Here is a 14,015-nt window from a genome sequence, read left to right on the forward strand (position 1 = left end):
CTGGCAAACAGGAAGCGACTGGTAATCACTTTTTTTATCCCGTTCACAGTGTTAATGTATATTATACTGCTTTTAGAAAATATTTCAATATATTTTTTCATTATTTTCTAACTTTTTTCATTATTAAAAAAATAAAGGTAGATATGGATTTAAACTTTTCCAAATCTACCTTATTATAGACTATTTATCAAATTTTTTAATAACTATTGTTGCATTATGTCCACCAAATCCAAGTGAATTTGAAAGAGCATAATTTATTTTCTTCTCTTTTCCTACATTAGGAGTATAATCAAGGTCAAGACCTTCTCCCGCTTCACATAGATTTATTGTAGGAGGAACAAAGTCCTCTGACACTGAAAGTGCACATACTACCGCTTCTATTGCTCCAGATGCACCTAAAAGATGACCTGTCATTGATTTTGTTGAAGATACACTAAGTTTATATGCATCTTCTCCAAATACACTCTTTATAGCCATAGTCTCATAAAGGTCATTATAGTATGTAGATGTTCCGTGAGCATTTATATAATCTATTTCCGATGGAGATATTCCTGCATCATCTATAGCCATCTGCATAGATCTTGCAGCACCTTCTCCATTTTCTGCAGGTGTTGTCATATGATATGCATCTGCTGTAAGACCATATCCTACCATTTCACCGTATATTTTTGCACCTCTTGCCTTAGCATGTTCCAATTCTTCAAGAATAAGTATTCCACATCCTTCACCCATTACAAATCCATCTCTGTCTTTGTCAAAAGGTCTTGAAGCATGTTCGGGATCGTCATTTCTTGTAGACATCGCTTTCATATTACAGAATCCTGAGAATGCAAGTCCTGTTACAGCGGCTTCTGATCCACCAGATATCATTATATCTGCATCACCTCTCTGTATTATTTTGAAAGCATCCCCAATAGAATGTGTTCCTGATGCACATGCTGTACATACATTTGTATTAGGTCCTTTTGCACCGAATTCTATTGAAACCTGACCTGCCGCCATGTTTCCTATCATCATAGGTACAAAGAAAGGACTTACTCTTCTGTTTCCTTTTTCAAGAAGAATTTTGTGCTGTTTTTCTATTGTCTCAACTCCACCGATACCAGTTCCTATTATTACACCCATTCTGTTTTTATCTACTGAATCTGTGTCAAGTCCAGAATCCTCAACCGCCATTTTTGATGCAGCTACTGCGAAGTGAGTAAATCTATCCATTCTCTTAAGTTCTTTTTTACCGATGAAATCTTCCGCATTAAAGTCTTTAACTTCTCCTGCTATCTGAGTCTGATACTCTGAAGCATCAAAATTAGTAACTTTTCCTATACCACATACACCGGCTTTTATATTATTCCAGAACTTTTCCTTGCCTGTTCCTACAGGGCTGACACATCCAAGTCCTGTTATTACTACTCTTTTCTTATCCATCCTGTACCTCCAGGTCCTATTTATTTGCTTCTATGTATTTAACTATATCTCCTATACATTTGAATCCTTCAGCTTCTGTATCTGGTATTTCTATACCGAATTCATCTTCAAGAGCCATTATTATTTCAACAGCGTCTAATGAATCTGCTTCAAGATCTTCCATTAATGAAGTTTCCATTGTTATTCCTTCGTTTTCTACACCTAACTGATCAACTATTATTTCTACTACTTTATCAAACATATTTCTTTCCTCCAAAATTATTTTTATTTTATTTATATTTAAATCAAATGAGTATCAAATGATAACATCGTGATTTAATAACCGCATTTTATTTGCTTTTCAGAATAATTACATTACCATTCCGCCGTCTACATTCAACACCTGACCTGTTATATAGTCAGACATATCTCCTGCAAGGAACATTACAGCATCTGCTACATCTTCAGGTTTTCCAAATTTAGCTTTTGGTATTCCTGAAAGCATTCCTGTTTTTATATCTTCAGGAAGTACAGCTGTCATATCTGTTTCTATAAATCCTGGTGCTATTGCATTTACATTTATATTTCTTGAAGCAAGCTCTCTTGCAACAGATTTAGTAAATCCTATAACACCTGCTTTTGACGCACTGTAGTTAGCCTGTCCTGCATTTCCAGTAATTCCAACTACTGATGCCATATTTATTACTTTTCCATATCTTTTCTTCATCATATATTTTGTAACACATTTTGTCATATTGAAAACACCTTTAAGATTTACATCTATGACTCTGTCGAAATCCTCTTCCTTCATTCTCATAAGAAGTCCGTCTTTTGTTATACCTGCATTGTTTACAAGTATTTCAATACTTCCTACTTCCTTTACAAGAGAATCAACCATTTCTTTTACAGCAGCCGCATCTGATACATCGCATTTTCTGCATATATATTCTGCACCTGCTTCTTCAATTTTTCCTATTGTTTCCTTTAACGCATCTGATTCTGATGTATATACAAGTACAACTTTTGCACCCGCCTGAGCAAGTTTTACCGCTACTGCACTTCCTATACCTCTAGATGCACCTGTAACTATCGCTGTTTTTCCACTGAAATCCATCATAATTAATCTCCTTATAAAACTTTTTATCTGAACTGCTCTAGTGATTCAAGAGTATCTATATTTATTATTTCCGGTTTAACTCCCTTTTTAGAACCTATCTTTCTTATAAACCCTTTAAGAGTTTTTCCTGGCCCTATTTCTATAAATCTATCAAAACCTTCATCCATAAGCATAGATATCGAATCTTCCCACATTACAGAACTATATACCTGTTTTACAAGAAGCTCTTTTGGATTATCTCCATAGTATTTTGCATTTACATTTGCTACAACTGATACTTCTGGAGATACAATTTCTACATTTTCAAGCTCTTTTGAAAGCTTTTCTCCAGCTTCTTTAAGCATAGAAGAATGGAAAGGTCCACTGACATTAAGCTTTATAACTTTTTTTGCTCCAGCTTCTTTCAGAAGTTCTATAGCCTTTTCAACTGCAGCATCTTCACCTGATATAACTATCTGAGCAGGAGAATTGTAGTTTGCAACCTCTACAACTCCATCTGTAACTGAAGCCACAGTTTTTTCTATTATTTCTCTGTCAAATCCTATTACAGCAGCCATCGCTCCTACACCTGCAGGAACAGTTTCTGCCATAAGCTTTCCTCTTTTTCTGACAAGTTTTATTGCATCCTCAAACTTCATTGCACCCGCTGCTGTAAGCGCTGCATATTCTCCAAGTGAAAGTCCAAGACATGCATCAAATTTTATATCATCTATTTCCTTTAACGCCTCAAGTGCCGCTATACTGTGTGCGACCATTGCAGGCTGAGTATTTTCTGTTTTTGAAAGTTCTTCGCTCATTTCCTCGCAGAACATCATTTTTTTAAGATCAAAGTCAAGAACCGAATCCGCAAGGTCTATTATTTTTTTTGCTGTTTCATTTCCTTCATAAAGATCTTTAGCCATTCCTGTATACTGAGATCCCTGTCCAGGAAATACTAATGCTGTTTTCCCCATTATAATAACCTCCGATTAAAGTTCTATAGAAGGCATTATTTCTTTTGCCTCTTTTAATATATCTTCTATTATTTTTGAACATGGTTTTATATCATTTACCATTGCTGCACTCTGACCTGCCATAAAAGATCCTTTTGCTTTATCTCCCTCTATAGTAGCCATTCTTAGTGCACCTGCTCCTAATTTTTCAAGTTCTTCAACTGGAGCACCTTCTTTTTCAAGTTTTAAGTATTCTTTTGCAAGTTTATTTTTAAGAGTTCTTACAGGATGTCCTGTAGGTCTTCCTGTAACTATTGCGTCTCTGTCTTTTGCTTTAAGTACAAGTTCTTTGTAGTTTTCGTGCACACTGCATTCATCAGAACATATAAATCTTGTTCCTATCTGTACACCTTCTGCTCCAAGGGCAAATGATGCCGCCATTCCTCTTCCATCTGCAACTCCACCAGCTGCTATTACTGGAATAGATACAGCATCTACAACCTGTGGTACAAGAACCATAGTAGTAAGTTCTCCTATATGACCACCAGCTTCAGTTCCCTCAGCAACTACAGCTGATGCCCCCACTTTTTCCATTCTCTGAGCAAGAGCAACTGTAGGAACAACAGGTATTACCTTTATTCCTGCTTCTTTAAGTCTATCCATATATTTTGCAGGGTTTCCTGCACCAGTTGTTATAACTTCAACCTTTTCTTCTATAACAAGGTCTATCATATCATCTGCAAACGGAGACATAAGCATTATATTTACACCAAACGGCTTATCAGTTATCTCCCTGCATTTTCTTATCTGTTCTTTTATTACTTCTTTTGGAGCATTTCCGGCAGCTATTATTCCAAGACCGCCGGCATTTGAAACTGCTCCGGCAAGAGATGCATCAGCAACCCATGCCATTCCTCCCTGTATAACAGGATATTTTATATTCAGTATTTCACATATTCTATTCATATATCGTCCTCCTTATTTTGACCATTCAAGTACTGAGGCTGCCCATGTAAGACCTCCACCAAATCCCACAAGAACAACTGTATCACCTTTTTTAAGCTTTCCTTTTCTGTATGCTTCATCCATAGCAACCGGTATAGACGCTGCAGACATATTTCCGTAGCTATCAAGATTTACATATACCTTGTCCATTCCAAGCTTCAGTCTTTTGGCTGATGCCTCTATTATTCTTATATTTGCCTGATGTGGTATAAGGTAGTCGATATCCTCCAGACCAAGACCAGCCTTTTCTATGGCTTCAAGTGAAGTTTCTGCCATTTTTCTTACTGCAAATTTGAAAACATCGCTTCCTGCCATTCTTATTTTGTGAAGATTTGAATTTACAGTATCTTCGCTGGCTGTATTTCTCGATCCTCCTGCAGGTATATCAAGATAATCCTTACCTGAACCGTCGGCACCCATACAGGCAGACATTATACCCTTTCCTTCAACCGGTGCTATTACTGCCGCTCCAGCTCCATCACCAAACAGAATCGAACTTGATCTGTCATCGTAGTTCAGGAATCTTGAAAGAGTTTCAGCTCCTATTATAAGTACATTTTTGTATACCCCATTTTCCACAAACTGCTTTGCTATATTGAGAGCATATATAAATCCGGAACATGCAGCAGAGATGTCAAATGCAGAAGCATTTACAGCACCTATGTTGTCCTGAACTATACATGCAGTAGATGGAAGTATTTTATCTGGAGATACAGTGGCAACTATAAGCATGTCGACATCTTCAGCATTTATATTTGCATCTTCAAGAGCTCTTTTTGCCGCTTCTGATGCAAGATCTGAAGTAGCCTGACTTTCATCAGCCACTCTTCTCTCACGTATACCGGTTCTGGTTCTTATCCATTCATCCGATGTATCCATTATCTTTTCGAAGTAGAAGTTATCGTGTATTTCTTTAGGTACATAACTTCCGACTCCTACTATACCCGCTTTTATATTCATAAATCTAAAAGTCCTCCGTAGTGATTTTATTTCTCCTCATCACCGGCCTGCTTCTCGTTATAAGAAGTTATAAAAGATTTTATATCTTCAACCACATTACCCTCTGCAAATTTTATAGCCTGTCTTATGGCATTTTTTATGGCTTTTGCATCAGAGCTTCCATGTGCCTTTATAACTCCACCGTTTACCCCAAGAAGAGGTGCTCCACCATATTCAGAATAATCCATGAAACTCTTTATATTTTTAAGTTCATCTTTTATAAGAAGTGCTCCTATTTTTGCCTTTGTACTGGACATAAGAGCTTCTTTGATTATTTTCATTACTGAAATTGCAACACCCTCGGCTGATTTAAGAAGTATATTTCCTGTAAAACCGTCACAGACAATTATATCTGCAACATTGTTTATTACATCTCTTGCCTCTATATTACCTGTAAAGTTTATATCAATAGTTTTAAGTTCCTCAAATGATTTTTTTGCAAGGTCATTTCCTTTGCCCTCTTCAGCTCCGACATTTGCAAGTCCTATTCTAGGATTTTCTATTCCAAGAACTTTCTTTGCGTATATATCTGTCATCGCAGCAAATTCAACAAGGTTTTTAGGTTTACAGTCAGCATTTGCTCCACCGTCTGCTATTATTGTCATACCTCTATCTATATTAGGTATTGCCGGACAAAGACAAGGTCTGTCTATTCCTTTTATTCTGCCAACCACAAAAAGTCCTCCTGCAAGAAGTGCCCCTGTATTTCCCGCAGATACTATTGCATCGGCATACCCATCTTTTACTATTTTAAGAGCTACAACCATTGATGAATCCTTTTTGGCTCTTATAGCCTTAACAGGTTTGTCTTCATTTTCAATTTTTTCTGTTGTGTGTACTATCTCAAGTCTGCTTCTGTCAAATTCATATTTTGAAAATTCATTTTCAAGTGTTTCCTTATCTCCTGTAATAACAAGATCAACACCATATTCTTTTATTGCATCCACAGCTCCTTTTACTGTAGATAAAGGCGCGTTATCTCCACCCATTCCGTCTATTACTATTCTCATATTCATTTCCTCCCGCTAATCAATCTCTTCAAATATAAATTTTCCTCTGAATATCTGTTCCTGATCCCTGTTGTTTATTACAACCTTTATATAATGCTTTCTATCTACTTCTCTGTAGATTTCAGCCTTTGCTATAAGTCTGTCTTCTTTTTCAATCAGTTTCAGACATTTTATGTTTGCAACCCTCATTATTACTTTAGGAGCATCTATTATAGCCATCGCAAGCGACTCGGCAAGCGAGAATATATAATGATCCTTTAGTGTTCCGGTTTTTGAGTAAATCATATCCTCTGTGATTTCAAGCATGGAAATTCCTATTTCTCCAACAGAAAGATCTATTATCTCTCCTGTGATTTCCTTTACTCCCAGAGTTTTTACTTTTGTTTCCTGAGATTCTGCTATAAGCTTTACCCTCTCTCTAAGCTCAGGTATGTTCAAGCTCATTCTGTCAAGTCTTATAGTCTGAATACTCACTTCAAATCTGTTAGCAAGTTCCTCGTCTGTATAAAACGGATCTGCTTTAAGTATTTCTAAAAGTTCATGCTGTCTTTCAGCTCTCTTCTTTTTCATGCTGCCTCCAAATTTTATAGCCAGTTTTATAACCAGCTACTAATAGTAGTATATGTTACTTATTAAAAATTTTCAATACCTATTTTTTATTTTTTGCCTATACATATTGAAAAATCCTTTTCTCAGATGTACATTACCCCATTATTTATTATATCACACCTTTTGTATCAGGTCATAATTATGAGGTTTTATATTATAAACAGGTACTAAAAATATGTTTATTTTTTCAAAAAAATAAGACAGTGCATTGCTGCACTGCCTTATCTATATCTTATTCAGATTATTTTTCTACGATTTCTTTACCTTTATAATATCCACATTCTGTACAAACTCTGTGTGGTAATTTTGGTTCATGACACTGTGGGCATTCTACGAAACCTGGTGCAACCATTTTTGAGTTAGCTGCTCTTCTCATATCTCTTTTTGATTTAGAAGTTTTTCTCTTTGGTACTGCCATTTATGACACCTCCTTACTCATTTTTCAGTAATTCTTTTAATTTAGCAAAACGCGGATCTATATTATCCTCGTCATTTATTTTTTCACTGCATCTGCAATCCTCTACATTGAGGTTTGCACCACAACCAGGGCATAGACCCTTACAGTCTTCCCTGCAGAGAACCTTGTGAGGCATGTTGAAGTCTATAGTCTGGGCTATTATATCCATAATATCGACTTCACTTCTTCCGTCTATTAAAAAAGCATCATAGTCTTCATAGTCATCCTCTGTATAATCGTCCTCATTTACTATAAATCCCTGTATATTATATTCAAGAGGTATATCCACTGTTTCAAGACATCTTGAACACTTGTCTGCTACAGTAAAAGATACATCTGCATTTATATACAGACCTTTATTGTTTCTGGAAATCTTACCTTCGACCTCCACAGGTGAAGCCAGTTTATAAATCTCATCGCAGCACGAAATTGAATCAGCTTCTTCACAGAATTTGAAGTCAACTCTTTCAGTTTCTTTTCTGCTCAGTTTTTCAATATTAACTATCATAAGCTCACCTCATTGCATTTACCTAATTATTATACAAATCATAAATTTGTTTGTCAAGTATTTTTACTTGATAGGCTGTTTTTTTGCTACAAAATAGTTTATTTATACTATTTTACTAGCTCTAGAGTATCTCTTGCTATCATAAGCTCTTCATTTGTAGGTATTAAAAGAAGCTTAACTTTTGAATCTGCTGCTGATATTACAGTATCTTTTCCTCTTACGTTATTTGCTTCAACATCTAGTTTTATTCCTAGGAATTCAAGGTTAGATGCTATTCTTTCTCTTATTGTTATAGAGTTTTCACCAACACCAGCTGTAAATACAACTGCATCAAGTCCGTTCATTTCAGTAGCGTATGCACCTATGTATTTCTGAACTTTTTTAACATAAGCTTCAAGAGCTGCCTGAGCAAGTTCATTTCCTTCTGAAGCTGCTGCATCTATATCTCTGAAGTCTGAAGATATACCAGTCATTCCGTATACACCAGATTCTTTGTTCATTAATTTATCTATTGCATCTGCGTCTAATCCTTCTTTTCTCATTAAGAATGGTATTATGGCAGGGTCTATATCACCACATCTAGTTCCCATTATAAGTCCTTCAAGTGGAGTGAATCCCATAGAAGTATCTACACATTTTCCACCGTCAACAGCTGCTATTGAAGCACCGTTTCCAAGATGGCAAGTAACTATTTTAACATCTTCTATATTTTTTCCTAGCATTTCTGCTGCTCTCTGAGATACATACTTGTGAGAAGTACCGTGGAATCCGTATCTTCTTACACCATATTTAGTGTATAACTCGTGAGGAAGTCCATATAGGTATGATGATTTAGGCATTGTCTGATGGAATGCAGTATCGAATACAGCTACCATTGGAACATCTGGTAATATAGCTTTACATGCATCTATTCCCATAAGGTTTGCTGGGTTGTGAAGTGGTGCAAGATCTATACACTCTTTTAATGCTGCTTCAACTTCTTCAGTTATAACTACTGAACAAGCAAATTTTTCACCTGCATGAACAACTCTGTGTCCTACTGCATCTATTTCCTTCATATCTTTAACAGCTCCGACTTTTTCGTCTGCAACTGCATCAAGAACAAGTTTTATAGCGTCCTTGTGGTCTTTCATTGGCTGTTCAACAACATATTTTTCGTCCATTCCGTCTTTTTCATGTTTAAGAACAGAACCTTCTATTCCTATTCTTTCAACAAGACCTTTACATAAAACTGATTCATTATTCATATCTATTAACTGATATTTTAATGAAGAACTACCGCAGTTTAATACTAATACTTTCATTATTAATACCTCCAAATTTTTTCTGTGATTTGATATTTCCCGGAAATTCACCGGATATTATTATATACATAAAAACACAATTAACATTATTAATATATCATTTTTTTGTATAAAAATAAAGATTATTTGTTGTATTTATGTTATATTAGAAGCAATCAAATTGACAGGAGGTGCACTATTTTGAATATTACAGGTGTTGTTGTAGAATACAATCCTTTTCACAATGGTCATCTATATCATCTGAAATCTTCAAAAGAGATTACTGATGCAGATGCGGTTGTAGCTGTAATGAGCGGAAATTTCGTACAAAGAGGCGAACCTGCTCTTTTCGATAAATTTACAAGAGCCGAAGCCGCAGTAAAATCCGGAGTAGATCTTGTAATAGAACTTCCCTCTCTATACGCTACACAGAGTGCTGAAATTTTCTCATATGGTGCAGCTGCTCTTTTAAATTCACTTTCATGTATCAATTCCATATGCTTTGGAAGTGAAGCCGGAAATACAGAAGTTCTTTCAGCTTCAGCAAAAATACTTTCATCAGAACCGGAGTCTTTCAGACAGAAACTTTCAGAGTATGTAAAATCCGGAATGCTGTTTGCAACTGCTAGATCTCTGGCTCTTTACGACTATATAAATGAAACTTCATGTGATAATGTATCTTTTGAAAAAGATGAATTTATCAACATTATGAACTCATCAAACAATATTCTTGGACTTGAGTATATGAAAGCTCTTCTATCTTTGAAAAGTAATATATCTCCTTTTACAATAGAGAGAATAAGTTCATCTTATAATTCTCCTGTAATAGAGAGCTCCATCGCATCTGCAACTTCCATAAGGAATTCTTTTTCAGCTTCAGATGACTTACATTCTGTTCCTGATATAATAAAAGGATGTGTTCCAGAAACTACTGCAGTCACTATTCAGAAAAAACTTGATGACGGATTTTTGCCTGTTTTTTCAGGAGATTTTTTTGAACAGATAATAACCATAGTTTTGAGAGATAGAAATATACTTGCAGATATATTCGAAATATCAGAGGGAATTGAAAACAGAATACTGAAAGCTTCACTCACCGCCCAAAATATATCAGAACTTGAATCTATGATAAAAACAAAAAGATATACAATGACAAGAGTAAAAAGATGCCTGAATAATATACTTCTTGGAATAAAAAAAGAAGATGTAAAGAAAGCTATGTCTCTTAAAGAAATTCCTTATATGAGAATTCTTGCATTCGGCGAAAAAGGAAGAGATATTATAAGAGAAGTTAAAAAATCATCTGATATAAAAATAATAAATAAGTTTTCAGAGATAGAACATTTTATGGACGATGAAAATTTCAGACTTCTGATGGAATACGACATCAAATGCACTGATATATATAATTCTGTATATTATAAAAACAGAAGAGAGCTTCTCAAAGGTTCTATGGACTATTATATAAAACCAATATATATAAAGAATGATTATTAAATAAAAAAGCTCAAAGTCGCATATTTTTAAACTTTGAGCTTTTTCATTTAATTTTCTTCTTCTATTCTCAGTTCTTCTTTCATTTTTTCATCCATATAATTATCCCAATCAACAGACTTTATAGTAAGTATCGCACCTAAATTTCCCATACTTAATTCATAAACAGCATCACCAAATACTTTTTCCGTTTCATTTCCTATATTATTTTCTACCCATTCTCTTGCCTCTTCAGTATTAACCTTTTCCGATGGTATTGTTGAACAAAAACCTAAATAAGAATCATCCCCTCTTAATACCATAAATGATGCATATCCAATTTCATGATCTTTATTAGCTCTTATATCATATGAATAATCGCTATTTACTGAATTCCAAGAATATCCATCATCTATAATAGTAGTTTTAGGCTTTTCAATTCCAGTTTCCTCAAGACTTAATATAATATCATATGCTTGTGTTCCTGATATTCCTGGCATATCATTATTTGCCTCAACTTTTACATCTTCCTTTTGTTCTACCTTTTCTTTACTTTCTTCATTATTAGAAGAACAACCTATTAAAAGAAAGGATACAACAACCCCTAAAAATATTAATCTTATTAACTTACTCATAAAGATAAATTCTCCCTCCATAATATAATTTATACCATTTTACCATAAACATATAGTTGTTTCAATATTTTTACTATATCTTAATTTTATAATAAAAAAGCAGAGTAGAGAATTTTCTTACCCTGCTTAAATCAAAAGTATAATCTATTTTATAAATTTGGCACTGTCACCAAGAGCTATTTCCTGTTTTTCTGTTTCTCCATCACTATTTTTATATTCAACAGTAAGTTTGTGCTTATTTAAAAGAGTCTTTATGTCTTTTTCTGTCATACCTTTTGTATAAAGTACAAAATTCTCTTCATATTTTGATATTCTGTCTATATCATTCTCATTAAGAGATGAATCTCCTGATATGTATCTCTGTATATCATCGGCTATACCGCAGTTATCCTTGAATTTTGGAACTGTCATCTTCATATCAGAATATTTTTCACTATATTCTGCATATACCTCTATCTGTACAACCTTGAAATCCTCTCTGTTTATTTCCTTAAGATTCTCTATCTCTATATTTTTGTATTCCTCTATATTAGGTCCTGCAACACTTACGTTTACCTGTATATCCGGATCCTTTTTCTCATCATCAGATGAACCGCATCCCGATAATATAAACATTGAAAGCATCATCACAGAAGCCATTATCACAGCAATTTTTCTTTTCATAATTTATATTTGCTCCTCCTTATTATGTACTATCAGTTTATTATAACACAAATACCGGAATTATTTTAGTGAAGAGACAATTTTTTTGAACATATCCACAAATACAAAACCGCCGGTATCTGTTCCGACGGTTTTTATTTTCATATACTATTAATTTGTAAAGTTGTCAAAATATCCCTGTATGTGTACTATAGGAGTTCCTTTGTCCCCACTTCCTGATGTAAGGTCACAAAGTGAACCTATAAGGTCTGTAAGTCTTCTAGGAGTTGTTCCCTGAGATACCATTGAACCTACTAAATCCTCATCTTTATTTTTTATATACTCAGATATAGCATTTTTAAGTTCTTCACCCTCAAGATTTGCAAAGTTGTTATCTGCAAGATATTTAAGTTTAACTTCATTTGGAGTTCCTTCAAGTCCTGGAGTATATGCTGGAGATACAACTGGATCTGCAAGTTCCCATATTTTTCCTACAGGATCTTTGAAAGCCCCATCTCCATATACCATTACTTCAACTTTTTTACCTGTTTTCTCAGCAAACTGTCTGCTTACTTCGTTTACGAATACATCACAGTCTCTTGGGAAAAGTTTTACTCTTTCCTCAGTAGATTTATTTGTTCCAAGAAGACCGTAATCTGCATTGTATCCACTTCCATTTACTGGGGCATTAAGCACATCGTCAAGTCCAAGAACAACTTCTGCACCTGCATTTTTAAGTATTCTTTTAGTTCTTTTTCTTGTATGTATATCACATGTAAGAACATTTTTTGTATAATCAAGTATAACTTTTGGGTTATTTGCAAAAACAACCTCAACCTCTGCACCTTCAGCTTTTATAAGCTCTGAATAGTAATCTACATAATCTACACCTGTAAATGTATGTTTATTCTCTCCGAAAAGCTCTCTGTATCTTTCAAGAGAAAGAACATCTGAATAAGGATTTACACCCTTTTCATCAAGAAGTTCTATATCTACAAGATGGTTTCCAACTTCATCAGAAGGATAGCTAAGCATTAATACTACTTTTTTTACACCTCTTGCTATACCTTTCAGACATATTGCAAATCTGTTTCTACTTAATATAGGGAATATTACTCCTAGAGTTTCTCCTCCTGTTTTAGCCTTTATATCAGCTGCTATATCATCAACTGTAGCATAGTTTCCCTGAGCTCTTGCAACTATTGCCTCTGTTACGGCAACTACGTCTTTGTCTCTCATTTCATAGTTTTCACTTGCTGCAGCTTCAAGAACAGAATTTACAACTATTGTTGCTAAATCGTCCCCTTCTCTTATAATCGGTGCTCTTACACCTCTTGATATTGTACCAACTTTTCTTTCCATAAGTATATCACCTTTCTGAAGTAAATATTTATTTTGGATATTTCTATTCTATATTATCCGAAAATATTTCCGGATAATTATATTCAATGTTATTTTAGACCTTCTCTGTTTTTTCTTATTTCGTGAAGTATAGCCTCTACATGCTCCTCGACTTCATATAAAAGACCATCCACATACTCTACAGATCCTTTTCTCATCTCTTCGGCATATTCTTTTGCATTTCTTACAATTTCAGATGATTTTCTTTCAGCTTCCTGAACATGTCTGCTACTGTCTATATACTCTTTTACAGCATCCTCGGCATCTTTTTTTATCTCTTCAGCTTTTTCTTCAGCATCTTCTATTATTTTTTTTGCTTCTTCTATAGCTGTATTTATTATATCATTTCTCTCTTCTGCGATATTTACTGCCTGTCTCATTTCTTTTGGAAGAACTCTTTTGATATCACTTATTATATCCATCATATCATTTTTATCAACTGTACACTTTCCATGAGAAAATCTTGTGGCAGGAGCCTCCTCAAGCATATACTCAAGTTCGTTTATAAGTTCAAAAATATGTGATTCTTCAATCTGCATT

Annotated in this window: 16 protein-coding genes; 1 reads left to right on the forward strand and 15 read right to left on the reverse strand. The window is 34.6% G+C overall.

Annotated elements, in window-relative coordinates; translation table 11 throughout:
* Positions 1 to 180 precede the first annotated feature (180 nt).
* From fabF to EXD82_RS05645, 11 genes are all read right to left on the reverse strand, one after another.
* Positions 181 to 1,425, reverse strand: a complete 1,245-nt coding sequence (fabF, locus tag EXD82_RS05595; protein ID WP_142535935.1) for a beta-ketoacyl-ACP synthase II — start codon at positions 1,423 to 1,425, stop codon at positions 181 to 183.
* 16 nt (positions 1,426 to 1,441) lie between these two features.
* Complete coding sequence (gene acpP / locus EXD82_RS05600; RefSeq protein WP_142535936.1) at positions 1,442 to 1,666, reverse strand: acyl carrier protein; 225 nt, start codon at positions 1,664 to 1,666, stop codon at positions 1,442 to 1,444.
* Between the two features lie 108 nt (positions 1,667 to 1,774).
* A complete protein-coding gene (gene fabG / locus EXD82_RS05605) occupies positions 1,775 to 2,521 on the reverse strand; it encodes a 3-oxoacyl-[acyl-carrier-protein] reductase (protein ID WP_206668149.1) in 747 nt (248 codons plus the stop codon).
* Between the two features lie 23 nt (positions 2,522 to 2,544).
* Positions 2,545 to 3,474: an ACP S-malonyltransferase gene (gene fabD, locus EXD82_RS05610; protein ID WP_142535937.1), complete on the reverse strand. Its 930-nt coding sequence runs from the start codon at positions 3,472 to 3,474 to the stop codon at positions 2,545 to 2,547.
* A gap of 15 nt (positions 3,475 to 3,489) precedes the next feature.
* Positions 3,490 to 4,419 (reverse strand): enoyl-[acyl-carrier-protein] reductase FabK, encoded by a 930-nt coding sequence (gene fabK, locus EXD82_RS05615; protein ID WP_142535938.1) that lies wholly within the window; start codon positions 4,417 to 4,419, stop codon positions 3,490 to 3,492.
* A gap of 12 nt (positions 4,420 to 4,431) precedes the next feature.
* The gene (locus EXD82_RS05620; RefSeq protein WP_142535939.1) at positions 4,432 to 5,418 is read right to left on the reverse strand and encodes a beta-ketoacyl-ACP synthase III; all 987 of its coding nucleotides are present in this window, start codon (positions 5,416 to 5,418) and stop codon (positions 4,432 to 4,434) included.
* Between the two features lie 26 nt (positions 5,419 to 5,444).
* Positions 5,445 to 6,467, reverse strand: a complete 1,023-nt coding sequence (gene plsX / locus EXD82_RS05625) for a phosphate acyltransferase PlsX (protein ID WP_142535940.1) — start codon at positions 6,465 to 6,467, stop codon at positions 5,445 to 5,447.
* A gap of 15 nt (positions 6,468 to 6,482) precedes the next feature.
* On the reverse strand, positions 6,483 to 7,037 hold the full coding sequence (gene fapR, locus EXD82_RS05630; protein WP_142535941.1) for a transcription factor FapR: 555 nt from the start codon (positions 7,035 to 7,037) through the stop codon (positions 6,483 to 6,485).
* A 280-nt stretch (positions 7,038 to 7,317) separates the two neighbouring features.
* On the reverse strand, positions 7,318 to 7,494 hold the full coding sequence (rpmF, locus tag EXD82_RS05635; protein WP_142535942.1) for a 50S ribosomal protein L32: 177 nt from the start codon (positions 7,492 to 7,494) through the stop codon (positions 7,318 to 7,320).
* A gap of 13 nt (positions 7,495 to 7,507) precedes the next feature.
* Positions 7,508 to 8,041: a YceD family protein gene (locus tag EXD82_RS05640; protein ID WP_142535943.1), complete on the reverse strand. Its 534-nt coding sequence runs from the start codon at positions 8,039 to 8,041 to the stop codon at positions 7,508 to 7,510.
* A gap of 107 nt (positions 8,042 to 8,148) precedes the next feature.
* Complete coding sequence (locus EXD82_RS05645; protein WP_142535944.1) at positions 8,149 to 9,345, reverse strand: acetate/propionate family kinase; 1,197 nt, start codon at positions 9,343 to 9,345, stop codon at positions 8,149 to 8,151.
* Positions 9,346 to 9,525: 180 nt separating this feature from the next.
* Here EXD82_RS05645 and EXD82_RS05650 point away from each other — a divergent pair, with 180 nt between their 5' ends.
* Positions 9,526 to 10,821, forward strand: coding sequence for a nucleotidyltransferase (locus tag EXD82_RS05650; protein WP_142535945.1), 1,296 nt, complete (start codon positions 9,526 to 9,528; stop codon positions 10,819 to 10,821).
* A gap of 47 nt (positions 10,822 to 10,868) precedes the next feature.
* On the opposite strand, the gene EXD82_RS05655 is transcribed toward EXD82_RS05650, so the two are convergent.
* The 4 genes from EXD82_RS05655 to EXD82_RS05670 form a co-directional block, all read right to left on the reverse strand.
* Positions 10,869 to 11,432 carry a hypothetical protein gene (locus EXD82_RS05655; RefSeq protein ID WP_142535946.1) on the reverse strand — a complete coding sequence of 188 codons (564 nt, stop codon included), beginning with the start codon at positions 11,430 to 11,432 and terminating at the stop codon, positions 10,869 to 10,871.
* Between the two features lie 144 nt (positions 11,433 to 11,576).
* Positions 11,577 to 12,095: a hypothetical protein gene (locus EXD82_RS05660; protein ID WP_142535947.1), complete on the reverse strand. Its 519-nt coding sequence runs from the start codon at positions 12,093 to 12,095 to the stop codon at positions 11,577 to 11,579.
* Positions 12,096 to 12,245: 150 nt separating this feature from the next.
* Positions 12,246 to 13,436, reverse strand: a complete 1,191-nt coding sequence (locus tag EXD82_RS05665; RefSeq protein ID WP_142535948.1) for a coenzyme F420-0:L-glutamate ligase — start codon at positions 13,434 to 13,436, stop codon at positions 12,246 to 12,248.
* Positions 13,437 to 13,525: 89 nt separating this feature from the next.
* Positions 13,526 to 14,014, reverse strand: a complete 489-nt coding sequence (locus tag EXD82_RS05670) for a hypothetical protein (protein WP_142535949.1) — start codon at positions 14,012 to 14,014, stop codon at positions 13,526 to 13,528.
* Position 14,015: the final 1 nt, after the last annotated feature.

This window comes from Peptacetobacter hominis, assembly GCF_006861675.1.
Classification (GTDB): domain Bacteria; phylum Bacillota; class Clostridia; order Peptostreptococcales; family Peptostreptococcaceae; genus Peptacetobacter; species Peptacetobacter hominis.